This is a genomic window from Streptomyces sp. Rer75, from assembly GCF_013414305.1.
Classification (GTDB): Bacteria; Actinomycetota; Actinomycetes; order Streptomycetales; family Streptomycetaceae; genus Streptomyces; species Streptomyces himastatinicus.
Genome location: NZ_CP058693.1, coordinates 5,698,758 through 5,721,957 on the forward strand (window position 1 = coordinate 5,698,758; position 23,200 = coordinate 5,721,957).

The 23,200-nt window shown below is 71.6% G+C and carries 19 protein-coding genes; 9 read left to right on the top strand and 10 right to left on the bottom strand.

Annotated elements, in window-relative coordinates; genetic code table 11:
- Window position 1 precedes the first annotated feature (1 nt).
- On the top strand, window positions 2–1,666 hold the full coding sequence (locus HYQ63_RS24445; RefSeq protein WP_179935900.1) for an NADH-quinone oxidoreductase subunit M: 1,665 nt from the start codon (window positions 2–4) through the stop codon (window positions 1,664–1,666).
- Window positions 1,663–3,315 carry an NADH-quinone oxidoreductase subunit NuoN gene (gene nuoN, locus HYQ63_RS24450; protein WP_179935902.1) on the top strand — a complete coding sequence of 551 codons (1,653 nt, stop codon included), beginning with the start codon at window positions 1,663–1,665 and terminating at the stop codon, window positions 3,313–3,315. The genes HYQ63_RS24445 and nuoN overlap by 4 nt, the downstream gene beginning before the upstream one ends.
- A 130-nt stretch (window positions 3,316–3,445) precedes the next feature.
- Here the strand turns inward: nuoN and HYQ63_RS24455 are convergent, their stop codons facing one another.
- Window positions 3,446–3,949: a hypothetical protein gene (locus HYQ63_RS24455; RefSeq protein ID WP_257232062.1), complete on the bottom strand. Its 504-nt coding sequence runs from the start codon at window positions 3,947–3,949 to the stop codon at window positions 3,446–3,448.
- A gap of 58 nt (window positions 3,950–4,007) precedes the next feature.
- Complete coding sequence (fahA, locus tag HYQ63_RS24460) at window positions 4,008–5,312, bottom strand: fumarylacetoacetase (RefSeq protein WP_179935904.1); 1,305 nt, start codon at window positions 5,310–5,312, stop codon at window positions 4,008–4,010.
- 224 nt (window positions 5,313–5,536) lie between these two features.
- On the opposite strand from fahA, the gene HYQ63_RS24465 reads away from it, so the two are divergent.
- The 6 genes from HYQ63_RS24465 (at window position 5,537) to HYQ63_RS24490 (ending at window position 12,618) form a co-directional block, all read left to right on the top strand.
- Window positions 5,537–6,766 carry an ATP-grasp domain-containing protein gene (locus tag HYQ63_RS24465; protein ID WP_179940460.1) on the top strand — a complete coding sequence of 410 codons (1,230 nt, stop codon included), beginning with the start codon at window positions 5,537–5,539 and terminating at the stop codon, window positions 6,764–6,766.
- A gap of 19 nt (window positions 6,767–6,785) precedes the next feature.
- Complete coding sequence (locus HYQ63_RS24470; RefSeq protein WP_179935906.1) at window positions 6,786–7,991, top strand: FAD-dependent oxidoreductase; 1,206 nt, start codon at window positions 6,786–6,788, stop codon at window positions 7,989–7,991.
- A gap of 238 nt (window positions 7,992–8,229) precedes the next feature.
- A complete protein-coding gene (locus tag HYQ63_RS24475) occupies window positions 8,230–9,237 on the top strand; it encodes a polyprenyl synthetase family protein (RefSeq protein ID WP_179935908.1) in 1,008 nt (335 codons plus the stop codon).
- Window positions 9,238–9,467: 230 nt separating this feature from the next.
- The gene (locus HYQ63_RS24480; RefSeq protein ID WP_179935910.1) at window positions 9,468–10,721 is read left to right on the top strand and encodes a DUF2092 domain-containing protein; all 1,254 of its coding nucleotides are present in this window, start codon (window positions 9,468–9,470) and stop codon (window positions 10,719–10,721) included.
- Window positions 10,722–10,742: 21 nt separating this feature from the next.
- On the top strand, window positions 10,743–11,696 hold the full coding sequence (locus HYQ63_RS24485; RefSeq protein WP_179935912.1) for an ABC transporter ATP-binding protein: 954 nt from the start codon (window positions 10,743–10,745) through the stop codon (window positions 11,694–11,696).
- Window positions 11,683–12,618 (top strand): ABC transporter permease, encoded by a 936-nt coding sequence (locus HYQ63_RS24490; protein WP_179935914.1) that lies wholly within the window; start codon window positions 11,683–11,685, stop codon window positions 12,616–12,618. Before HYQ63_RS24485 ends, HYQ63_RS24490 begins: the two co-directional genes overlap by 14 nt.
- Before the next feature lie 65 nt (window positions 12,619–12,683).
- On the opposite strand, the gene HYQ63_RS24495 is transcribed toward HYQ63_RS24490, so the two are convergent.
- From HYQ63_RS24495 to HYQ63_RS24505, 3 genes are all read right to left on the bottom strand, one after another.
- Entirely contained in the window at window positions 12,684–13,682 is a 999-nt protein-coding gene (locus HYQ63_RS24495) for a M28 family metallopeptidase (RefSeq protein WP_179935916.1), read from the bottom strand.
- A 213-nt stretch (window positions 13,683–13,895) separates the two neighbouring features.
- Window positions 13,896–14,882, bottom strand: a complete 987-nt coding sequence (rarD, locus tag HYQ63_RS24500) for an EamA family transporter RarD (RefSeq protein ID WP_179935918.1) — start codon at window positions 14,880–14,882, stop codon at window positions 13,896–13,898.
- 130 nt (window positions 14,883–15,012) lie between these two features.
- On the bottom strand, window positions 15,013–15,870 hold the full coding sequence (locus HYQ63_RS24505; protein ID WP_179935920.1) for an SDR family oxidoreductase: 858 nt from the start codon (window positions 15,868–15,870) through the stop codon (window positions 15,013–15,015).
- Window positions 15,871–15,964: 94 nt separating this feature from the next.
- Here HYQ63_RS24505 and HYQ63_RS24510 point away from each other — a divergent pair, with 94 nt between their 5' ends.
- Window positions 15,965–16,333 (top strand): helix-turn-helix domain-containing protein, encoded by a 369-nt coding sequence (locus tag HYQ63_RS24510; protein WP_179935922.1) that lies wholly within the window; start codon window positions 15,965–15,967, stop codon window positions 16,331–16,333.
- Between the two features lie 76 nt (window positions 16,334–16,409).
- Here the strand turns inward: HYQ63_RS24510 and HYQ63_RS24515 are convergent, their stop codons facing one another.
- The 5 genes from HYQ63_RS24515 to HYQ63_RS24535 all read right to left on the bottom strand — a co-directional run bounded on the left by HYQ63_RS24515 (window position 16,410) and on the right by HYQ63_RS24535 (window position 23,161).
- Window positions 16,410–17,492, bottom strand: coding sequence for a 2-oxoacid:ferredoxin oxidoreductase subunit beta (locus tag HYQ63_RS24515; RefSeq protein ID WP_179935924.1), 1,083 nt, complete (start codon window positions 17,490–17,492; stop codon window positions 16,410–16,412).
- Window positions 17,485–19,434, bottom strand: a complete 1,950-nt coding sequence (locus HYQ63_RS24520) for a 2-oxoacid:acceptor oxidoreductase subunit alpha (RefSeq protein WP_179935926.1) — start codon at window positions 19,432–19,434, stop codon at window positions 17,485–17,487. Before HYQ63_RS24520 ends, HYQ63_RS24515 begins: the two co-directional genes overlap by 8 nt.
- Window positions 19,435–19,668: 234 nt before the next feature.
- The gene (locus tag HYQ63_RS24525; RefSeq protein ID WP_179940462.1) at window positions 19,669–20,328 is read right to left on the bottom strand and encodes a response regulator transcription factor; all 660 of its coding nucleotides are present in this window, start codon (window positions 20,326–20,328) and stop codon (window positions 19,669–19,671) included.
- A 110-nt stretch (window positions 20,329–20,438) separates the two neighbouring features.
- Window positions 20,439–21,776, bottom strand: a complete 1,338-nt coding sequence (locus tag HYQ63_RS24530) for a sensor histidine kinase (RefSeq protein ID WP_179940464.1) — start codon at window positions 21,774–21,776, stop codon at window positions 20,439–20,441.
- Window positions 21,777–21,934: 158 nt separating this feature from the next.
- Window positions 21,935–23,161 carry a sensor domain-containing protein gene (locus HYQ63_RS24535; RefSeq protein ID WP_179935928.1) on the bottom strand — a complete coding sequence of 409 codons (1,227 nt, stop codon included), beginning with the start codon at window positions 23,159–23,161 and terminating at the stop codon, window positions 21,935–21,937.
- Window positions 23,162–23,200: the final 39 nt, after the last annotated feature.

Genomic DNA, 23,200 nt, shown 5'->3' on the forward strand with positions numbered 1-23,200 from the left:
CATGTCATTTCCCCTGCTGACGGCCACGGCCGCGGTGCCCGCGCTCGGCGCGGTCGCCACCGCCGCGGTGCCCGCCGCCCAGCGAGCCGCCGCCAAGTGGGTGGCGCTGGCCTTCTCCCTGGTCACCCTCGCCCTCGCCGCGGTCATCACGGTCCGCTTCGACCCGGGCGGCGGCCGCTTCCAGCTCACCGAATCCCACGCCTGGATCAAGGACTTCGGGGTCCGCTACGAACTGGGCGTGGACGGCATCGCGGTCGCCCTGATCGCGCTCACCGCCGTGCTCATCCCCTTCATCATCCTGGCGGGCTGGCATGACGCCGACCCCCTGGAAGGCGCCCGGCCCAACCGCCGCTGGCGGCCCACCCAGGGCTTCTTCGCGCTGATCCTGCTGGTCGAGGCGATGGTGGTGATCTCCTTCGAGGCCACCGACGTCTTCGTCTTCTACATCTTCTTCGAAGCCATGCTCATCCCGATGTACTTCCTCATCGGCGGCTTCGGGGACCGGGCCGGGGAGCGGTCCGAGGAGGAGACGGCGACCCAGCGCTCCTACGCCGCGGTGAAGTTCCTGCTGTACAACCTCGCGGGCGGGCTGATCATGCTGGCCGCGGTGGTCGGTCTCTACGCGGTCACCGCCGACGACCTGGGCACCGGCACCTTCTCGCTCCAGCAGATCGTGGACGCCCGGGCGAGCGGACAGCTCGACTTCGCGACCAGCACCGAACGGCTGCTGTTCCTCGGCTTCTTCTTCGCCTTCGCGGTGAAGGCGCCGCTGTGGCCGCTGCACACCTGGCTGCCCAACGCGATGGGCGAGTCCACCGCCCCCGTCGCCGTGCTGATCACCGCGGTCGTCGACAAGGTCGGCACCTTCGCGATGCTGCGCTTCTGCCTCCAGCTCTTCCCCGAGGCCAGCAAGTGGGCCACGCCGGTGATCCTGGTCCTCGCGCTCATCAGCATCATCTACGGCGCGCTGCTGGCGATCGGCCAGCGGGACATCAAGCGGCTGATCGCCTACGCCTCGATCTCCCACTTCGGCTTCATCATCCTCGGCATCTTCGCCATGACCACCCAGGGCCAGGGCGGCGCCACGCTCTACATGGTCAACCACGGCATCTCGACCGCCGCGCTGATGCTGGTGGCCGGGTTCCTCATCACCCGGCGCGGCTCGCGGCTCATCGCCGACTACGGCGGCGTGCAGAAGGTCGCCCCGGTGCTCGCCGGCACCTTCCTGATCGGCGGTCTGGCCACCCTCTCGCTGCCCGGGCTCGCGCCCTTCATCAGCGAATTCCTGGTGCTCGTCGGCGCGTTCGCCCGCTATCCGGTGGTCGGAGTGATCGCCACCCTCGGCATCGTGCTCGCCGCGCTGTACGTACTGATCCTCTACCAGCGCACCATGACCGGCCCGGTGAAGGAGGAGGTGCGGTCCATGCCCGATCTGCGGCCGCGCGAACTGCTCGTCGTCGCGCCGCTGATCGCGCTGCTGCTCTTCCTCGGCGTCTACCCCAAGCCGCTGACGGAGATCGTCAACCCGGCCGTCGACCACACGCTGTCCGTGGTGGACGAGAAGGATCCCAAGCCCGATCACCCCGTCACTGACGCGGGCTGGTTCCACTACAGCCCCAAGCCCGAGGGTGCTTCCCACGACGGTGCTTCCGGAGGTGCCAAGTGACCCACGCGGCCACTGTCCACAGCCTGTGGACGACAGCGGCGGCGGCGCCCGACAAGATCCCCGCGCCGCACATCGAGTACGGGCAGCTGGCGCCCACCCTGATCGTGCTCGGCGCCGCGATCATCGGCGTACTGGTCGAGGCGTTCCTGCCGCGCGCCCAGCGTTACGCCGCGCAGCTGTTCGTCTCCGTCGTCTCCCTCGCCGCGGCCTTCGCGGCCGTCATCGGCCTCGCAGCGAGCGACTACGGCACAGGGAAGGCCCATGTCGCGGCCATGGGTGCCATCGCCGTCGACGGGCCCGCGCTCTTCCTCCAGGGCACCATTCTCCTGGTCGCGCTGGTCTCCGTGTTCACCTTCGCCGAGCGGCGGCTCGACCCGGTCGTCCACGGCAACCGCGTCGACTCCTTCGCGGCCCAGGCCGCCGCCGTGCCCGGCGGCGAGGCCGAAAAGGCCGCCGTCAAGGCCGGGTTCACCACCACCGAGGTCTTTCCGCTGGTCCTCTTCGCGGTGGGCGGCATGCTCGTCTTCCCCGCCGCGAACGATCTGCTGACCCTCTTCGTCGCGCTGGAGGTCTTCTCCCTCCCGCTGTACATCCTGTGCGCGCTCGCCCGGCGCCACCGGATGCTCTCCCAGGAGTCCGCCGTCAAGTACTTCCTGCTCGGCGCCTTCTCCTCGGCCTTCCTGCTCTTCGGGATCGCCCTGCTGTACGGCTACGCGGGCACCGTCGCGTACGCCGGTATCGCCGACGTCGTCGACGGCCAGGTCCGCAACGTCACCCCGGCGCTCGCCGGGACCATGGGCAACGACGCGCTGCTGCTCCTCGGCGGGGCGCTGGTGCTGATGGGCCTGCTGTTCAAGATCGGCGCCGTCCCGTTCCACATGTGGACCCCGGACGTCTACCAGGGCGCCCCCACCCCGGTCACCGGCTTCATGGCCGCGGCCACCAAGGTGGCGGCCTTCGGCGCGCTGCTGCGGCTGCTGTACGTCGTCCTGCCCGGGCTGCGCTGGGACTGGCGGCCGGTGATGTGGGGCGTCGCCATCGTCACCATGCTGGGCGGCGCGATCGTCGCCGTCACCCAGACCGATGTGAAGCGGCTGCTGGCCTACTCCTCCATCGCGCACGCCGGGTTCATCCTCGCCGGTGTCATCGCCACGACCCCCGACGGCATCTCCTCCGTCCTCTTCTACCTCGCCGCGTACTCCTTCGTGACCCTCGGCGCCTTCGCCGTGGTCACCCTGGTCCGCGACGCGGGCGGCGAGGCCACCCACCTGTCGAAGTGGGCCGGGCTGGGCCGCCGTTCGCCCCTGGTGGCCGCGGTCTTCGCGGTCTTCCTGCTGGCCTTCGCCGGTATCCCGCTGACCAGTGGGTTCGCGGGGAAGTTCGCGGTCTTCAAGGCGGCGGCGGACGGGGGCGCGGGTGCGCTGGTCGTGATCGGTGTGATCTCGTCGGCGATCGCGGCCTTCTTCTACATCCGGGTCATCGTGCTGATGTTCTTCAGTGAACCCCGCACGGACGGCCCGTCGGTGGCCGTCCCGAGCCCCCTGACCTCGTCGGCGATCGCGATCGGCGTCGCGGTCACGGTGGTGCTGGGTGTGGCGCCGCAGTACTTCCTCGACCTGGCAGGCCAAGCGGGCGTCTTCGTGCGCTAGCCGTTCCCCCTGGGGCCCCCGCCCCTTCCTGAATCAGGGGCTCGCCCCTGGACCCCGCCTGGGCTGGGGCACCGTGACGGTGCCCCAGCCCAGGCGTGCGTGCGGTGCCGTCGGCGCGGGGCCTGGGCGATCAGCTGGAGGGGAGGTTCGTCGGCAGGTCGGTGGGGATGCCGGAGGGCAGCGAGGTCGGAATGTTCGACGGGATGTCGCTGGGGGAGGTGGTCCGGGTGAAGGTGTCGTTCTCGGAGAGCGCGTCCCAGTCGACGGTGAGCGTCTTGCCGTCCCCGCTCGGGGCCACCTTGCCCATGGTGCGGTCGGTGTTGCCGTCGGCGCACTTGAGCATCAGCATCTTCTCGCCGGTGTCGGTGTACTCACCGTTGCAGACGTGCTTGCCCGCGATCAGGGACGCCTTCTCGCCGCCGATGGACAGGATGAGCGTCTGGCTGCCGGTCTTGGCGAGGTAGGCGCCGGTGATCTTGGAGTTCGCGCCCCCCTCCGCCGGGGCGCTCGACTCCTGCGCCGACGGGGTGTCCTTGGACGTGTCCTTCTTCCCCTCGTCGCTGTCACTGCCGCACGCCGTCAGCAGAACGGCGGCCGCGGCCACCGTTCCGGCGATGCTCGCTGCCTTCTTCACGCGCTTCTCCTCGGATATCAGGGCCGTCAGGGCAGGAGCACGACAAATTAGCAGTCGCTCATGACGCCGCCGGAACGACGTGGCCGGTCACCTCACCCATACCGATGCGGACCCCGTCCGGGCCGGGCGCCCAGGCGCTGAGGGTCACCTCGTCGCCGTCCTCCAGGAACGTCCGGGGGCCGTCCGGGAGGTGCAGCGGATCGCGGCCGCCCCAGGTGAGTTCGAGCAGGCAGCCCAGCTCGTCCGGGCGCGGGCCGCTGACCGTGCCGGAGGCGAAGACGTCGCCGGTGCGCAGCGAGGCGCCGTTCACCGTCAGATGGGCGAGCTGCTGGGCCGCCGTCCAGTACATGGCGGAGAACGGGGGCCGGGAGACGGTGTGGCCGTTGACGGCGACATCGATGCGCAGATCGAACCCGCCGGGCTCGGCGGCCGAGTCGTCGAGGTAGGGGAGCGGCGTGACGTCGCGGGCGGGCGGGGCGGTACGGGCCGCGGCGAGGGCGTCCAGCGGGGTGATCCAGGCGGCGAGGGAGGTGGCGAAGGACTTGCCGAGGAAGGGGCCGAGGGGGCGGTACTCCCAGGACTGGATGTCGCGGGCGGACCAGTCGTTGAGGAGGCAGACGCCGAAGACGTGATCGTGGAACCCGGCGAGCGGCAGCGGTGTATTCAGAGGTGAGGGCGCGCCGACGACGAACGCGACCTCGGCTTCGAAGTCGAGGCGCAGCGAGGGGCCGAAGACCGGCCGGGGAGGAGCGGACGATGAGGACGATGCGGAAGGAGCAGCCGATGCAGGAGCAGCCGACGCGGGGGCGGGCGAGGCGGGGGCCTCGGCCGGGGGCAGCCGCTGGCCGTGGGGGCGGACGATGGGCGAGCCCGAGACGAGCACGGTGCCGGCCCGGCCGTGGTAGCCGATCGGCATGTGCTTCCAGTTGGGGGTGAGGGCGTCGCCGTCCGGGCGGAAGATCTTGCCCGCGTTGGAGGCGTGGTGCTCGCTGGCGAAGAAGTCGACATAGTCCGCCACCTCGATCGGGAGGTGGAGGGCGAGGGTGGTGAGGGGGTGCATCAGGGGCTCGATGGCGTGCCGGTGCGCCGGGTTGGTCAGCCAGTCGCGCAGCTCCGCGCGGACGGCCTGCCAGACCGGACGGCCCGCGGCCATCAGCGGGTTGAGCGAGGAGGCGCCGAGCAGTTCGGCGTGCGGGGAGGCCGCGACCGCCGCGGCGGCGCCCGCGTCCAGCACATGGGCGCCGTAGCGCACGCCGATTTTCCGCAGATGAGGAGCGTCGGAGGTGGTGAACACGCCATAGGGGAGGTTGTCCGGGCCGAAGGGATCGCCTTCGGGCAGGTCGAGCGGGCTTCGCTGCGCCATGGGTGGTGCCTCGCCTTCTCCTCGTCGCCACGGGTTGGCCGGTCCACACCCTATGGCCCGGGGTGCGCCACCCCTGTGGGGTGACTGCCACCTAAAGGGATGGCAATGTCCGGATAGTCCTTGCTGGAGGAGGTAATTCCGAAGTAGCGTCCTTCATCAGGTCACGCACAGTGGGGGGACCACTGCGGTGGGGTGACCGAGGGGGACTCGTGGCGAGCAGTGCCATGCCGTTCGCGGTGGACCGTTCCGTGCCGGGGCTGATCGTGAAGATAGGCGATTACCCGCTGCATCACGGGGGCGTGGGGGCCATTCGCTCCCTGGGCCGTCTCGGCGTACCCATGTACGCGGTCACCGAGGACCGTTGGACCCCGGCCGCCCAATCGCGCTACCTGAGGCGGGCCTTCGTCTGGCCGACCACCGGCAGGGAGCGGCCGGAGCGGCTGGTGGAGGGGCTGCTGCGGGCAGGGCGGGCGATCGGCCGTCCGACCGTCCTGCTGCCCACGGACGAGGAGGCGGCGGTGCTGATCGGCGAGCATGCCGATGTGCTCGCCGGGGAGGGCCGATTCCTCTTCCCGCGCACCGAGCCGGGGTTGCCCAGGCGGCTGGCCAGCAAGCAGGGGCTGTACGAGCTGTGTGTCGAGCACGGGGTGCCCACCCCGGAGGCGGCGTTCCCCGGTTCGTACGCCGACGTCAAGGCGTTCGCGGTGCGCGCGCGGTTTCCGGTCGTGGCCAAGAACCGGGACGCGTTCGAGCGGCGGAGGCAGCCTGCGGTGGGCGGGACGACCCGGATCGCCGGGCCGCGCGAGCTGCTGGCGCTGGCCCGGGACTGGGGGCCGCGGCCCGGGGTGGTCCTTCAGGAGTACCTCCCGCGGGAGTCCGCCGAGGACTGGATCGTGCACGCCTACTTCGACGCGGAGTCCACACCGCTGGCGATGTTCACCGGCGTCAAGGTGCGGTCCTGGCCGCCGCACGCGGGCATGACGGCGTGCGCCTACACGGTGGACAACAAGGAACTGGCCGGGATGACGGCCCGGTTCATCCAGCGGATCGGCTTCAGCGGCATCGTCGATCTGGACTGGCGCTTCGACCGGCGCGACGGGCGGTACAAGCTGCTGGACTTCAACCCGCGGATGGGAGCGCAGTTCCGGCTCTTCGAGAACGAGGCGCGGCTCGACGTCGTTCGGGCCCAGCACCTCGATCTGACGGGGCGTCCGGTGCCCGAGGCGGAGCAGTTGGCGGGCCGGCGGTTCGTCGTCGAGAACATCGACCTGCCCGCCCTGCTCGCCTACCGCCGCAGTGGATACACCACGCCGCACGCCCCCGCCCGGGCGAGCGGGACCGAGCTGGCATGGGCCGCGCGCGACGACATGCGGCCGTTCTTCACCATGCTGGCGCGCTGTGTGGGGCCCGGTGCGACGCATCTGTACCGGATGTGGCGCGCCAAGAACAGGTAACACCTTGGGGAGGGGATTCGTGAACGATCCGGTAGCAGTCATCGGGGCCGGTCCATACGGCCTGTCGACCGCCGCCCACCTACGCGCCCGCGGCCTGCCGGTCCGCGTCTTCGGGGAGCCGATGGTGAGCTGGCGCGAGCAGATGCCCGCGGGCATGCTGCTCAAGTCCACCCCGGTCGCGTCGACCATCGACGCACCGCAGCCGGGGCACACCCTGCTCGACTACTGCCACGCGGTGGGCGGCAAGCGGTATCAGTCCGACTGGGACATCATCCCCGTCGAGACCTTCGCGGGGTACGGGCTGTGGTTCCAGGAGCGGCTGGTGCCGGAGCTGGAGCAGACCAGGGTCGTGGCCGTCGACCGGCGGGGCGGCCGCTTCGAGCTGAAGCTGGATTCGGGGGAGCAGTTCACGGCGCGGGCCGTCGTCGTGGCCAGCGGGCTCAGCGGGCTCGCCCATCTGCCCGCCGAGTTCGCCGCCGCCGTCCCCGACGGGCCGTCCGCGGCCGGGCCGGTCTCGCACAGTTCGCACCACCAGGACCTCGGGCGGTTCGCGGGGCGCGAGGTCGTGGTGGTCGGGGCCGGGCAGTCGGCGCTGGAGAGCGCGGTGCTGCTGGCCGAGGCGGGCGCCGCGTCGGTGCGGGTGGTGGCCCGGGGGAGGGCCGCGGTCGCCTTCGGCGCCCCGCCGGACCGTCAGCCCCGGCTGCGGCCCGTATCGCCCTTCGGGCGCGCCTGGTCGCTGTATGCGCTGTCGCACCACGCGGCGGGCTTCCGGCGGCTGCCCGCACCGGCCCGGGAGTATCTGGTGCGCGCGGTGCTCGGCCCCAAGGGCGCCTGGTGGCTGCGGGGTCGCTTCGCGGGGCGGGTGCAGGTCACCCAGGGCGTGCGGATCACCCGGGTCACCGTCGAGGACGGCGGCCGGCCGGTGCTCACGCTGCGCGGCGGCAGCGGCCGGGTCGGCGAGCTGGCCGCGGACCATGTGCTGGCCGCGACGGGCTATCGGATGAATCTGGCCGCGCTCGGCTTCCTCGGCCCCGAGCTGCGCGCCGAAGTGGTCACCGGCGCCGGTGGGCCATGGCTGGACGCGGGGTATGGCTCGTCCGTGCCGGGGCTGTACTTCACCGGACTTCCGGCGGCGGCCTCCTTCGGCCCGGTCATGCGGTTCGTCTGCGGCACGGAGTACGCGTCGCCCCGGCTGGCGAAGGCGGTGGCCACAGCGCACGGATGAGGCCCCGGGGCGGGCTGACGGCCCCCGATCGGTGAACGGTCGGGGGCCGCATGATGAATGATCTGCTGGTGATTGCGGGACCGTGTGGAGAAGCCGGTCGATCCGGGCGAGGGCGTTGTGCGGCGCACAAGGCGGGAAGGCGCCCACAGTGATCGATACCCGACCGGATACGCTGCCTTTTGGTGGAGGCGGCGACACATCGACATTCCGCGTGAACGCAGGCAGACAGGAGTACCCCGTGAGCGTCATCGGGCCCTTCGGGCTGAGCGTGCGGGACCGGACTCTGGAAGCCGACACTCAGGCCGGGCTGGCGGCTGTCGAAGAGGGTCTGCTGGAGGCCACCAAGAGTGACGTGCCGTTCATCACCGAGGCCGCCCAGCATCTGGTGCGCGCGGGCGGGAAGCGTTTCCGGCCACTGCTGGTGCTGCTGGCCGCGCAGTTCGGCGACCCGTACGCCCCCGGTGTGGTGCCCTCGGCGGTCGTCGTCGAGCTGACGCATCTGGCCACGCTGTACCACGACGACGTGATGGACGAGGCCGAGGTGCGGCGCGGGGTGCCCAGCGCCAACGCCCGCTGGGGCAACTCCGTCGCGGTGCTCACCGGTGACTTCCTCTTCGCCCGCGCCTCGCACGTCCTGGCCGATCTGGGTCCGGAGGCGGTGCGGGTCCAGGCCGAGGCGTTCGAGCGGCTGGTGACGGGCCAGATCCTGGAGACCGCCGGACCGCGCGGCCGCGACCCCATCGAGCACTATCTGGACGTCCTCGCGGGCAAGACGGGCTCGCTGATCGCCGTCTCGGGCCGGTTCGGCGCGATGATGTCGGGCGCCGACGAGTCCATCGTCAACATCCTGACCCAGTACGGCGAACGGCTCGGGATGGCCTTCCAGCTGGCCGACGACGTGCTGGACATCGCCAGCGACAGCCATGAGTCAGGCAAGACCCCCGGCACCGATCTGCGCGAGGGTATCGCCACCCTCCCCGTCCTGCATCTGCGGGCGCAGGCGGAGGCGACCGGTGCGCCGGAGGACCGGGAGCTGTGCGAGCTGCTCGCGGGCGACCTCACCGACGACGCCCGCCATGCGGAGGTGCTGCGGCGGCTGCGCGCCCACCCCGCCCTGGAGCAGGCCCGCCAGGACACGCTGCGCTATGCGGCGGAGGCCCGTTCGATGCTGGCGCCCCTGCCGGAGGGCCCGGCGAAGTCGGCCCTGGAGGGCCTGTGCGACGCGGTGGCCCACCGGGCCGGGTGACCCCCCGATTCCGCCCGCGGCCCCCTACGGGATACCCGGAGGGGGATCCGTCCTGTGGCGCGGTCCGTCATACCCGAGCAGTACGCGGACTTGATCCTGCGGGCTGACGTATCGGCCCTCCCGATTTGGTGGGATGAGAACACCACCACATGGCGGGATCGGGAGACAATGGCCCGAGAGGTGGACGAGTGCAGGCTGACGACCGCCGCCGACGACGGAGGTAGAGCAACATGGCACGGATCCGACCGATACAGGTCGCCGACGACGGCTTCTGGGACGAGGATCGACCAACACGGCGCACGAAGACGCTCCGCTACGGGGCCCCGGTCGCGGTGGCGGGCATCGCGGCCGCGACGATCGGGCTCGTCCCGGCGCTGGCCAGCAGCGGCGCCCCGGATCTGCCGAAGATCACGGCACAGCAGCTGATCAGCAAGATGGCCGCCTCGGACCAGCAGCAGGTGTCCGGCTCGCTGAAGATCACCACCGATCTGGGCCTCCCCACGCTGCCGGGCGGCGGCTCCCTCGCCGGTGCCGCGAACGACCTCGCGGGCGAGAAGGGCGCGACCGCCTCGCCGGAGGCCAAGCTCTCCGAGCTGGTGTCCGGTACGCACACGCTGCGGGTGGCCGCCGACGGCCCCGACAAGCAGCGGGTGTCGATCGTCGAGAACGCCGCCGAGTACAGCATGATCCACAACGGCGACCAGCTGTGGGCGTACGACAGCGGCAGCAACTCCGTCTTCCACTCCACCGCCCCCAAGGACGCCGCGGGCAAGCGCGACCACCGGGGCGAGACGCCCCGCGACCTGCGGGACGCCACCCCGCAGCAGTTCGCCAAGCAGATGCTCGCCGCCGTGGACGACACCACCGAGGTGACGGTCGACGGCACCACCCGGGTCGCCGACCGGGACGCCTACCAGCTGCTGATCAAGCCCAAGCAGAGCGCGTCCACGGTCGGCTCGATCCGTATCGCGGTCGACGCGGACAACGGCGTGCCGCTGAAGTTCACCCTCACCCCGAAGAGCGGCGGCAAGGCGGCCGTCGACGTGGGCTTCACCAAGGTGGACTTCGGCAAGCCCGCCGCGGGCACCTTCGACTTCACGCCGCCCAAGGGCGCCAAGGTCACCGAGGACGACGCCGCCGACCACCGGGAGAAGGGCTTCAAGGAGCGGCCGGGCGGTGCCGACGCCATGTCCGGCCCCCTGTCCGGGCTGAACGTCACCGGCGAGGGCTGGGACACCATCGCCCGCCTCGACGACGGCCAGAAGGCCGGTGCGACCGGCGAGTCTCCCTCCGCCCCGGGCGGCGACGGCGGAGCGGCCTCCGGTCTCCTCGGCAGCTTCGGCAAGAAGGTCACGGGCGACTTCGGCTCCGGCACGGTGTTCAGCACCCGCCTGGTGAACGCGCTGATGACCGACGACGGCAAGGTCTTCGTCGGCGCGGTCGACAAGGACGCCCTGGTCGCGGCCGCCAACAAGGCCAAGTAGAAGAACAGGGAAGGAGAGCCCGTGGACGAGTCGTCCGCCGATGCCGTGGTGGAGACCCGCGGGCTCACCAAGCGCTACCGGGGCGGGCAGCTCGCCGTCGACGCGCTCGACCTGACCGTCCCGCGCGGCAGCGTCTTCGGCTTCCTCGGGCCCAATGGCTCGGGGAAGACGACGACCATCCGCATGCTCATGGGCCTGATCGAGCCCACCTCGGGCGGCGCCCGGCTGCTGGGGCGGCCGATGCCGCGCGCCGCCCGCAGCGTGCTGCCGAGGGTGGGCGCCCTCATCGAGGGGCCCGCCCTCTATCCGTATCTGAGCGGCCGGGACAATCTGCTGCGTTACGACGCCGCCGACCCGACCGCCGACCCCCGTACCCGTGCCGCCCGCGCCGCGGCCGCCCTGGACCGGGTCGGGCTCGGGGCCGCGGCGGGGAAGAAGGCCCGGGCGTACTCGCTGGGGATGAAGCAGCGCCTCGGCCTGGCCGCCGCCCTGCTCCAGCCGCGTGAGCTGCTGGTGCTCGACGAGCCGACCAACGGGCTCGATCCCCAGGGCATGCGCGAGATCCGCACCCTGGTGCGCGAGCTGGCCCAGGAGGGCACCACGGTCTTCCTCTCCTCGCACCTCCTGGACGAGATCGAACAGGTCTGTACCCATGCGGCGGTCATGGCCCAGGGCCGTTTGATCGCCCAGGGCACGGTCGCCGAGCTGGCGGCGGGCAGCCGCGGCAGGCTGTCCGTCACCACCCCGGATCCGGCCGACGCCGTCCGCGTCCTCAAGGAGCACGGGGTGACGGACCTGGTGGTCCTGGAGGAGCGGGTCTCCGGCGAGCTGCCCTCGCCCGCGCCCGAGCCCGCCGACCTGAACGCGGCCCTGGTGCGCGCCGGGGTGCGGGTACGGGCCTTCGGTGCCGAGGGCGCCTCGCTGGAGGACGCCTTCGTCGCGCTGACCGGGGAGGGATTCGATGTCGCGGGCTGAAGCGGCTGAAAAAGGCGAGACGCCCGGGACCGGAGAGTCGTACGAGGCGCCCCGGCCGCGTCCGCTGTGGGCCCTGGCCCTCTTCCGCAGCGAGCTGTCCACCACCTTCCGCCGCTGGCGGACGCTGGCGCTGCTCGGGGTGCTCGCGGCCGTCCCGGTCCTCATCGGCGTCGCCGTGAAGATCGAGACCAGCGACGGCGGTGGCTTCGGCCGTGGCGGCGGGGGCGGCGGAGGCGGAGGAAGCGGCGACGGGCCCGCCTTCTTCTCCCAGATCACCAACAACGGGATCTTCCTCGTCTTCGCCGCGCTGGCGGCGACCCTGCCCGTCTTCCTGCCGATGGCCATCGGCGTGGTCGCCGGGGACTCCATCGCCGGTGAGGCGGGCCCGGGGACGCTGCGCTATCTGCTGGTCGCCCCCGCCGGGCGCACCCGGCTGCTGCTCGCCAAGTTCGTCACCATCCTGGCGTTCTGCCTGGCCGCGACCCTGGCGGTGGCCATCGCCGGACTCGCGACCGGGGCGATGCTGTTCCCGCTCGGCGATGTCACGCTGATCTCCGGCACCTCGGTGTCGTTCGGCGACGCGCTGGTGCGGGCGCTCGGCGTGGCGGGCGTCGTGGCGCTGTCACTGGTGGGGATCGCGACGGTGGGCCTGTTCATCTCCACCCTCACCAACAGCGGCATCGCGGCCATGGCGACCACGGTGGGGCTCGTGGTCACCGTGCAGATCCTGGACACGATCCCGCAGCTGCACGCGATCCACCCGTATCTCTTCCCGCACTACTGGCTCGGCTTCGCGGATCTGCTGCGCCAGCCGGTCTACTGGGACCAGCTGATCAAGAACGTAGAGCTCCAGGGGCTGTATCTGGCCGTGTTCGGCTCGGCGGCCTGGGCCCGGTTCACCACGAAGGACATCACGGTCTGAGCGGTCCGTACGTCTCCGTACATCTCCGTACGTCTCCGTACGGACCGCTCAGGACTGCCGGTGCGTCAGGAGGACAGCGTCCAGACGGCGTACGCGATGGCGTCGCTGTTGCGGTCCAGCGCGGTGTCGTTGATGTTGGTCGTGGTGTCGCACGACCGGTGGTAGCAGCGGTCGAAGGCCTGACCGGAGGTGCCGCCCCACTTCTGGGCCTGGGCGGCGGTCTTGATGTAGTCGGCGCCGCTGAACAGGCCGCCCACCGGGATGCCCACGTTCTTGAACGGGGCGTGGTCGGAGCGCCCGTCGCCCTCCGTCTCTATCTCCGTCGAGACGCCCTTGGTGGCGTAGAAGTCCTTGAAGACCCCTTCGATCCGGGTGTCGTCGTCATAGACGAAGTAGCCCGGGTTGGGTGAGCCGATCATGTCGAAGTTGAGATAGCCGTCGATCTTCGCGCGGTTGGCGGACGACAGGCTGTTGACGTACGTCCGGGACCCGACCATGCCCAGCTCCTCGGCGCCCCACCAGGCGAACCGCAGATGCTTGGTGGGCTTCAGCCCCGAGCGGGCGACGGTGAGCGCGGTCTCCAGGACGGCGGCGGAACCCGATCCGTTGTCGTTGATGCCGGGACCCGCGCTGACGGAGTCCAGGTGGGCGCCGGAGAACACCACGTTGTCGGCGTCGCCGCCGGGCCAGTCGGCGATGAGGTTGTAGCCGGTGGAGCCGCTGGAGGTGAACTGCTGGACCGTGGTGGTGAACCCGGCCGAGTCCAGGGCGCCCTTGATGTAGTCGAGCGACGCCTTGTAGCCGGGGCGGCCGTGGGCGCGGTTGCCGCCGTTGGCGGTGGCGATGGACTGGAGCTTGGTCAGGTGGGCCTTGACGTTCGCGAGGGGCACGTCCGGTACGGCGAGGGCGGCGGCCGCCGGAGGCGGGGGAGCCGCGGCGGCCGCGGAGGTGGCGGGGGCGGCCGAGACCAGGGCGGCGATCGCCGCACCGGCGGCGATCGCGGCGGCCGTCCGGCGGGACGCGGATCTTCGGGGGGCGCGGTGCGGATCAGCACATGACGACATGGGGGGGGCTCCGATTCCGAACGGGGACTGCACGGAAGGACGTGACGCTGTGTGATGCACGTACGTACGTATACCCATGGGGGTGGTGGAGCGGTGTGACAAGATGACGCCGCGATGGCGCGAGGCTGATGCTCCGGGTGTGGCTGACCCTCCGTCAAGAGCGGAAACCGGACATCACCCGCCGGATATCGGTCCCGACGGTGCCTCCGCCGCCTATGCCTTCCTGGCGGCGGCCGGGGCAGCGGCCGGAGCCGGGGACGCGGCCGCCAGGGCCGCGGCGTCCGCCAGTTCCCGCCGGGCCCGGTGCCCGGTCCGCAGCGCGTCCCAGGTGAGCAGCGCGAGCGCGAGCCAGACGAGGGCGAAGCCCGCCCATCGCTCGGGCGGCATGTACTCGTGGAAGACGACCAGCCCGAGGATGAACTGGGAGGTGGGCGTGAGGTATTGGAGCATCCCGATCGTCGACAGCGGCAGCCGCACCGCGGCGGCCCCGAACAGGATCAGCGGCCCCGCGGTGATCAGCCCGCAGCTCACCAGCAGCGCCGAATGCCCCATGCCGCCGCTGCCGAACGTGCTGTCGCCGCGCATCGTGAGGTAGCCGAGGAAGCCGAGCGCGGGCAGGAACTGGACGGCGGTCTCGGCGGCCAGCGACTCCAGCCCGTCCAGCCCGATCCGCTTCTTGACCAGGCCGTACGTGGCGAAGGAGAAGGCCAGGGTGAGGGCGATCCAGGGCAGCTTGCCGTAGCCGACGGCCAGCACGCCCACCGCCACCACGCCGACGCCGACCGCCGCCCACTGCGCGGGGCGCAGCCGCTCCCGCAGCAGCAGGACGCCGAAGCCGATGCTGACCAGGGGGTTGATGAAGTAGCCGAGCGCCGTCTCGACGACGTGTCCGCTGTTGACGCCCCAGATGTACAGGCCCCAGTTGACGGAGATGGCGGTCGCGGCGAGCGCCACGAGACCGAGCCGCCGGGGCTGCCGCAGCAGCGGGCCGACCCAGGACCAGCGGCGCAGCACCAGCAGGAGGAGCCCGACGACCACCAGCGACCAGACCATGCGGTGGGCGAGGATCTCGACCGCCCCGGCGGGTTGCAGCAGCGGCCAGAAGAGCGGGGCGAGGCCCCACAGGCCGTACGCGGCGAAGCCGTAGAGAAGACCGGCGCGGTCCTGGTGGTGCGGCTGCGGCTGAGTCTGCGGCTGCATGAAGGCCCTCCCCGACGGCGTGACCGCCCTGGCGAGGGGGCCCGTCCGACGGTAGCGCCGGGCGACCCGCCTGTCATCACCGTATCCGCGATATGGGACTGACAGGCGGGCCGTCCCCTGACACCCGAGGTCAGCCCTTGAGGGCCACCGCGAGGGAGTCCGCGATCGGCGTGGTCGGGCGGCCGGTCAGCCGGGACAGGTCGCCGGGGGTGGCGGCCAGCAGCCCGCGCTCGATCGCCGTGTCGACGTCGGCCAGGATGGCGGCGAGCGGCTCGGGCAGGCCCGCGCCGGTGAGGATGGACTGCACCTCGTCGGCGGAGACGGCGCGGTAGGCGATCTCCTCGCCGGTCTGCCGGGCGACCTCGGCGGCGTATTCGGCGAAGCTCCAGGCGGTGTCGCCGGACAGCTCGTACGCCGTGTTCTCGTGGCCCTCGCCGGTCAGCACGGCGACGGCGGCCGCCGCGTAGTCGGCGCGCGCGGCGGAGGCGACCCGGCCCTCGCCCGCGGCGGCGACGACGGCTCCGTGCTCCAGCACGGGGGCCAGCTGCTCGGTGTAGTTCTCGTTGTACCAGCCGTTGCGCAGCAGCACATACGGCAGCCCGGACCCGGTGATGGCCTGCTCGGTGGCCCGGTGCTCGTCGGCGAGCCGGAAGTCGGCGGCGGGGCCGCCCAGCACGCTGGTGTACGCGAGCAGCGCGACCCCGGCCTCCTTGGCGGCGTCGATGACCGCCTGGTGCTGCGCGACGCGCTGCCCGATCTCGCTGCCGGAGATCAGCAGCACCTTGTCGCCCGCGGCGAAGGCACCGCTCAGCGTCTCGGGGCGGCTGTAGTCGGCCACCTTCAGGGTGACGCCGCGGGCGGCGAGCGGGGCGGCCTTGTCGGCGTCGCGCACGACCGCGGTGATCCGGTCGGCCGGAACCTTCTCCGGCAGGCCGTCGATGACGAGGCGGCCGAGGTGTCCGGTGGCTCCGGTGACGACGATGCTCATGGGGGTCTCTTTCTCTGTCGTTGTCCGATCCGCGACCCACCTTAGGCACAGCGCTAACCATTCGAAAGTACCCACTTTGACGTAAGGTACTGGCATGCAGGTAAGTGATAACCCCACGGTCTGCCCCTCGCGGCTGATCCTGGAGCACATGACCAGCCGCTGGGGTGTGCTGGTCTTCGCCGTGCTGCTGAAGGGCACGTACCGCTTCAGTGAGCTGCGGCGCGAGATCGGCGGGGTGAGCGAGAAGATGCTCGCCCAGACGCTCCAGACCCTGGAGCGCGACGGCTTCGTCCACCGCGAGGCGCACCCCGTCATCCCGCCGCATGTGGACTACTCGCTGACCGACCTGGGCCGGGACGCGGCGAGCCGGGTGCGGGCGCTGGCGGGCTGGGCGGAGGAGCACGCCCCGCAGGTGCTGGCGGCCCGGGAGACATACGACGCGGCCCGGGCGGACGCGTCGTAGCGGGGCGGCATACGACGCGGCCAGGCCGGGTGCGTAGACCCGGCCTGGCCGCGTATCTCGTCGGATCCGGTACGGCTCAGCCGACGACGGTCCAGGTGTCGTTCCCCGCGAGCAGCGCGCCGAGGTCGCCCTTGCCCTTGCGCTCGACGGCGGCGTCGATCTGGGTCGCCATGTCGGTGTCGTAGACCGGCCGCTGGACGTCGCGCAGCACCCCGATGGGAGTGTGGTGCAGGGTGTCCGGGTGGGCCAGCCGGGACAGGGCGAACGCGGTGGTGGGGGAGTCCGCGTGGGCGTCGTGGACCAGGATGCGGTCCTCGTTCTCGGCGGTGACCGCGACGACCTCCAGATCGCCGGTGGCCTGGTTCCGTACGACGCCCTTGGCGCCGTCGGCGCCGAAGCGGATCGGCTTGCCGTGCTCCAGCCGGATCACGGCTTCCTCGGCCTGCTCCTTGTCCTTGAGCGCGTCGAAGGCGCCGTCGTTGAAGATGTTGCAGTTCTGGTAGATCTCCACCAGCGCGGTGCCCGGGTGGGCGGCGGCCTCGCGCAGCACCTGGGTGAGGTGCTTGCGGTCGGAGTCCACGGTGCGGGCGACGAAGCCCGCCTCGGCGCCGAGCGCCAGCGAGATGGGGTTGAACGGGGCGTCCAGGGAGCCCATCGGGGTGGACTTGGTGATCTTGCCGACCTCGGAGGTCGGGCTGTACTGGCCCTTGGTGAGGCCGTAGATGCGGTTGTTGAAGAGCAGGATCTTCAGGTTCACGTTGCGGCGCAGGGCGTGGATGAGGTGGTTGCCGCCGATGGACAGCGCGTCGCCGTCACCGGTGACCACCCACACCGACAGGTCGCGCCGGGCGGCCGCGAGGCCGGTGGCGATGGCGGGGGCGCGGCCGTGGATCGAGTGCATCCCGTAGGTGTTCATGTAGTACGGGAAGCGGGAGGAGCAGCCGATGCCGGAGACGAAGACGATGTTCTCCTTCGCCAGCCCCAGTTCGGGCATGAAGCCCTGCACGGCGGCGAGGATCGCGTAGTCGCCGCAGCCGGGGCACCAGCGCACTTCCTGGTCGGACTTGAAGTCCTTCATGGACTGCTTGCCCTCGGCCTTGGGCACCAGGGACAGCGCCTCGGCCAGGGCGGTGGGCGGCTGCGAGATGGTCTCAGTCATCGATGGCCTCCTTGAGGGCCGTCGCCAGCTGCTCGGCCTTGAACGGCAGTCCCCGCACCTGGGTGAAGGAGCGGGCGTCGACGAGGTACTTGGCGCGGATGAGGGTGGCGAGCTGGCCGAGGTTCATCTCGGGTACGACGACCTTGTCGTAGCGGGCCAGCACCGCGCCCAGGTTGGCCGGGAAGGGGTTGAGGTGGCGCAGATGGGCCTGGGCGATCCGGTCGCCGGCCCGGCGCACCCGGCGCACCGCGGCGGTGATCGGCCCGTACGTCGAGCCCCAGCCCAGCACCAGGGTGCGGGCGTCGCCGGTGGGGTCGTCCACCGCCAGCTCCTCGACCTCGATGCCGTCCACCTTGGCCTGCCGGATGCGGACCATGTGGTCGTGGTTGGCGGGGTCGTAGGAGATGTTGCCGGAGCCGTCCTGCTTCTCGATGCCGCCGATGCGGTGTTCGAGCCCCGGGGTGCCGGGCACCGCCCAGGGGCGGGCCAGGGTCCGCGGGTCGCGCTTGTACGGCCAGAAGACCTCGGTGCCGTCCTCGGTGGTGTGGTTGGGGCCGGTCGCGAACTGGACCCGCAGATCCGGCAGGCCGTCGACCTCGGGCACCCGCCACGGCTCCGACCCGTTGGCCAGATAGCCGTCGGAGAGGACGAAGACCGGGGTGCGGTAGGTGAGCGCGATCCGCGCCGCGTCCAGCGTGGCGTCGAAGCAGTCGGCCGGGGTCTTCGGGGCCACGATCGGCACCGGAGCCTCGCCGTTGCGCCCGTACATCGCCTGGAGCAGATCGGCCTGCTCGGTCTTGGTCGGCAGCCCCGTGGACGGCCCGCCGCGCTGGATGTCGATCACCAGCAGCGGCAGCTCCAGGCTCACCGCGAGCCCGATGGTCTCCGACTTCAGCGCCACGCCAGGACCGGAGGTGGTGGTCACCGCGAGCGCCCCGCCGAACGCGGCGCCCAGCGCCGCGCCGATGCCCGCGATCTCGTCCTCGGCCTGGAAGGTGCGCACGCCGAAGTTCTTGTGCTTGCTCAGCTCGTGCAGGATGTCGGAGGCCGGGGTGATCGGGTACGAGCCCAGGAACAGCGGCAGGTCCGCCTGCTGGGACGCGGCGATCAGCCCGTACGACAGCGCCAGGTTGCCGGAGATGTTCCGGTACGTCCCGGCGGGGAAGGCGGTGGCGGCGGGCGCCACCTCGTAGGAGACCGCGAAGTCCTCGGTCGTCTCGCCGAAGTTCCACCCGGCCCGGAACGCGGCCACGTTCGCCTCGGCGATCTCCGGCTTCTTGGCGAACTTCTGGCGCAGGAACGTCTCGGTGTTCTCCGTGGGCCGGTGGTACATCCACGACAGCAGGCCGAGCGCGAACATGTTCTTGCTGCGCTCCGCCTCCTTCCGGGACAGCCCGAACTCCTTCAGCGCCTCGATGGTCAGCGTCGTCAGCGGCACCGGGTGGACCTGGTACGCGTCCAGCGAGCCGTCTTCGAGCGGGCTGCGCTCGTATCCGACCTTCGCCATCGGCCGCTTGGTGAACTCGTCGGTGTTGACGATGATCTCGGCGCCGCGCGGCACGTCGCCCAGGTTGGCCTTGAGCGCGGCCGGGTTCATCGCCACCAGGACGTCCGGCGCGTCGCCGGGGGTGAGGATGTCGTGATCGGCGAAGTGGAGCTGGAAGCTCGACACGCCGGGCAGGGTGCCGGCGGGGGCGCGGATCTCCGCCGGGAAGTTCGGCAGGGTCGACAGGTCGTTCCCGAACGACGCCGTCTCCGAGGTGAACCGGTCTCCGGTGAGCTGCATACCGTCACCGGAGTCACCCGCGAATCGGATGATCACGCGATCCAGACGGCGGACCTCCTTGCCGCCGTCCGGTGTTCCCCGTTCCCCGGCGAGCCCCCGCTCGCCCTGCTGATCGGCTGGTTCGGCCTGCTCGGCCGGGCTGACCTGGCTGGTCACTGCTTCGGACCTCCCTCGAGGCGGCGCACCTGGACCGTCGGTGCCGACCGGTTGTCCCATGACCATCGTACGTCGGTAAGGCTCGCCTTCCTTGGCCGGATCTCCTGATGGTTTCCGCGCCAAATGTCCGAGATGTCACGGTATGGCATGACTTTCCCCCACCCCCGTGGTGTCATTTCAAGTGATCCCCTCACTCGGCCTTTGGTCCCGCTTTGGTCCTACGACCCCAGGGGGTCAGGAATTGAGGTAGGTGAGCACCGCGAGCACCCGGCGGTGATCCCCGTCACTCGGCGACAGGCCCAGCTTCAGGAAGATGTTGCTGACGTGCTTCTCCACCGCGCCGTCGCTCACCACCAGCTGCCGGGCGATCGCCCCGTTCGTCCGGCCCTCGGCCATCAGGACCAGGACCTCCCGCTCCCGCGGGGTGAGCCCGGCCAGCACGTCCTGCTTACGGCTGCGGCCCAGCAGCTGGGCGACGACCTCCGGGTCCAGCGCCGTGCCACCGCCCGCCACCCGGACCACCGCGTCCACGAACTCGCGCACCTCGGCCACCCGGTCCTTGAGCAGATAGCCGATGCCGCGGCTGCTCCCGGCCAGCAGCTCGGTCGCGTACTGCTCCTCCACGTACTGCGAGAGCACCAGCACCCCCAGCCCCGGATGGTCCTGGCGCAGCCGGATGGCGGCCCGCACCCCCTCGTCGGTGTGGGTGGGCGGCATGCGTACGTCGGCGACCACCACATCCGGCAGCGCACCCTCGTCGGCCAGCGCGCGGATCGCCTTGACCAGCGCCTCCGCGTCCCCCACCCCCGCGACGACCTCATGGCCGCGGTCGGTCAGCAGCCGGGTCAGGCCCTCCCGCAGCAGCACCGAATCCTCGGCGATGACCACCCGCACTCTGTCTTCCACGATGCCCGGCCCCCAGTTGCCGTTCGAATTGACGGAGCCAGCATTCCAGGATTCGGACGAATCCGCCGCGTATACCGCGCGCGGCGGGGCGCGGGGCGTCAGCGCCAGGGCAGCTCGACCGTCACCGACGTCGGGCCGCCGGGCGGGGAGTGCACGATCAGCACCCCGTCCACCGCCTCGATGCGCTCGGCCAGCCCCGCCAGTCCGCTGCCCGCGGCCGAGACGCCCGCCCCGCCGCGACCGTCGTCGCCGACCCGCAGCATCACCCGGCCCCCGGCGCGCCACACGTCGACGTCGGCCGTCCGGGCGTTGCTGTGTTTGCTGATGTTCTGGAGGAGTTCGGAGACGGTGAAGTAGGCGATGCCTTCGATGGCGGGTGCGGGGCGCTCCGGGAGGTCGGCGGTGACGGTGACGGGGACGGTGCAGCGGGCGGCGAGGGCGGAGAGGGCGGGGCCGAGGCCGCGGTCGGTGAGGATGGCGGGGTGGATGCCGCGGGCGAGGTCGCGGAGTTCTTGGAGGGCGAGTTTGATCTCGCCGTGGGCTTCGTCGACCATGCGGGCGGCTGCCTGGGGGTCCTCGTCGAGTTTTTCCTTGGCGAGGCCGAGGTCCATGGCGAGGGCGACGAGGCGGGCTTGTGCTCCGTCGTGGAGGTCGCGTTCGATGCGGCGCAGGTCGGCGGCGGCGGTGTCGACCACCGTCCCCCGGTCCGACTCCAGCTCCCACACCCGGGCCGCCAGCCGCGACGGGCCCAGCAGCCCGATCACCAGGAGCCGGTCGACGGACGTCAGCGCCCGCATCACCCACGGGGTCGCCAGGAGGACCAGCACCCCGAGCCCACAGGACGCGGCGACCTCGAACGGGGTGTCCAGGTAGAAGTGGCGCCCGCGGTCGTCGTCCCCGAACAGCTCGATACCCGGCTGGTCGACGTACGCGGGGAAGACCCAGCGCCACAGCGGATACGTCGCGAAACCCCAGCCGTAGCAGGCGAACACCATCGCGACGGTGAAGGCGAAGATCGCCCACGGCAGGTGCAGCAGCGCGTACAGCACATGCCGCCACGAGGTGCCGCTCTTCAGCAGCGCGCCCACCCAGGACACCGGCCCCCGCTTGCCCCCGGCCGCGCGGACCGGTTCCGGCTCGGCCACCTCCAGCCGCAGCAGCGCCCGGGCGCGGGCCCGCTCCACCACCCCGATGCCCCGGCAGCCCGCCAGGGCGGCACCGAGCACCGGAACGCCGAGGAAGGTGATCAGCAGTCCCGCGCCGAGGGAGAGCATGACGACCGCGTACGCGAAGGTCAGGACCGCCATCGGCAGGCTGATCAGCAGGTAGAGGAACTCGCGCCAGACGCGGGCCTCGAACGGCGCGCGCAGCGTCGGCGGCACCAGGCGGTGCCGGGGTTCGCTCCCCGGTCCGTACGGTCCGTATGCGGTGGCCATCTCGTCGTCCGTCCTCCTGAAGCCGGTGCCCGGCTTGCCCGCTGTGGTCGTCAGTGCTCGTACGCGGTCGTCCTCCAGAGTCCCCGGCACCGGCGGGCCGGGCCATGAAGCGGGTCGGCGTCTTCACCCGGGGGCTAGCCCCACCCCTTCAGCACGGTCTACGCGGTCCGGCGGGCCGCCGCCGGGCGGCGCGGGACGCCGCCCGTACGGCTCGTACCGTCGCGGTCGCGCCACGGCAGCTCGGCCTCCACCGAGGTCGGGCCGCCGGGCGGGGAGTCCACCAGGAACCGGCCGTCGACCGAGCCGAGCCGTTCCGCCAGCCCCGCCAGCCCGCTGCCCCCGTCCGGGGACGCGCCGCCGCGACCGTCGTCCCGCACCCGGATCAGCAGCCGGCTGCCCGACCGGGCCAGCTCCACCGAAGCGGTCCGGGCGTTGCTGTGTTTGCTGATGTTCTGGAGGAGTTCGGAGACGGTGAAGTAGGCGATGCCTTCGATGGCGGGTGCGGGGCGCTCCGGGAGGTCGGCGGTGACGGTGACGGGGACGGTGCAGCGGGCGGCGAGGGCGGAGAGGGCGGGGCCGAGGCCGCGGTCGGTGAGGATGGCGGGGTGGATGCCGCGGGCGAGGTCGCGGAGTTCTTGGAGGGCGAGTTTGATCTCGCCGTGGGCTTCGTCGACCATGCGGGCGGCTGCTTGGGGGTCTTCGTCGAGTTTTTCCTTGGCGAGGCCGAGGTCCATGGCGAGGGCGACGAGGCGGGCCTGTGCTCCGTCGTGGAGGTCGCGTTCGATGCGGCGCAGGTCGGCGGCGGCGGTGTCGACCACCGTGCCCCGGTCCGACTCCAGCTCCGCGATGCGCCGCTCCAGCTCGTCCGACGGCGACAGCAGCCCGCGCACCATCACCCGGTCGACGTTGGTCAGCGCCCGCGCGATCCACGGCAGCACCGGCCAGGCGATGAACAGCGAGGTCAGCGTCAGGGCGAAGGTCAGGATGCCCCAGGGCAGCCGGATCGCGGCGTACAGCGTGGCGCGCCAGCCCACCGGATCCCGCAGGCTCCGCCACAGCCAGCTGAAGAAGCCGCCGTCGAGCCCGCCCGGCATGCGGCTGGGCTCGTCCACGTGGAGCGCCAGCAGGGCTCGGGCGCGCCGCCGCTCGAACCGGGCCAGCCACCGGCTGCCCAGCAGGCCCACGGCCAGCACCGGCAGCCCCCCGATCGTGACCGCCATGCCCACGCCCACGGCCAGCCACATCACCGCGTAGACGAAGCCGAAGATGCCCAACGGCAGATTGATCAGGAGATGGGCGATCTCCTTCCACGTCTGCGCGGGATAGGCGAAGGCGGGCGGGCGCGGCAGTCGTTCGCCGTGCTCGACGGGGGAACTGGAGGTCATGGCACCAAAGACTGCCGCGCCCCGGCGGACCGCGCCATG

Bases quoted from the DNA above. Each gene is read 5' to 3' on its own strand.
- HYQ63_RS24535 (WP_179935928.1), bottom strand. From the start codon at position 23,161: ATGACCTCCAGTTCCCCCGTCGAGCACGGCGAACGACTGCCGCGCCCG.
- HYQ63_RS24510 (WP_179935922.1), top strand. From the start codon at position 15,965: ATGCAGGTAAGTGATAACCCCACGGTCTGCCCCTCGCGGCTGATCCTG.
- HYQ63_RS24480 (WP_179935910.1), top strand. From the start codon at position 9,468: ATGGCACGGATCCGACCGATACAGGTCGCCGACGACGGCTTCTGGGAC.
- HYQ63_RS24465 (WP_179940460.1), top strand. From the start codon at position 5,537: ATGCCGTTCGCGGTGGACCGTTCCGTGCCGGGGCTGATCGTGAAGATA.
- HYQ63_RS24490 (WP_179935914.1), top strand. From the start codon at position 11,683: ATGTCGCGGGCTGAAGCGGCTGAAAAAGGCGAGACGCCCGGGACCGGA.
- HYQ63_RS24505 (WP_179935920.1), bottom strand. From the start codon at position 15,870: ATGAGCATCGTCGTCACCGGAGCCACCGGACACCTCGGCCGCCTCGTC.
- rarD (WP_179935918.1), bottom strand. From the start codon at position 14,882: ATGCAGCCGCAGACTCAGCCGCAGCCGCACCACCAGGACCGCGCCGGT.
- HYQ63_RS24495 (WP_179935916.1), bottom strand. From the start codon at position 13,682: ATGTCGTCATGTGCTGATCCGCACCGCGCCCCCCGAAGATCCGCGTCC.
- HYQ63_RS24530 (WP_179940464.1), bottom strand. From the start codon at position 21,776: ATGGCCACCGCATACGGACCGTACGGACCGGGGAGCGAACCCCGGCAC.
- fahA (WP_179935904.1), bottom strand. From the start codon at position 5,312: ATGGCGCAGCGAAGCCCGCTCGACCTGCCCGAAGGCGATCCCTTCGGC.
- HYQ63_RS24445 (WP_179935900.1), top strand. From the start codon at position 2: ATGTCATTTCCCCTGCTGACGGCCACGGCCGCGGTGCCCGCGCTCGGC.
- HYQ63_RS24515 (WP_179935924.1), bottom strand. From the start codon at position 17,492: ATGACTGAGACCATCTCGCAGCCGCCCACCGCCCTGGCCGAGGCGCTG.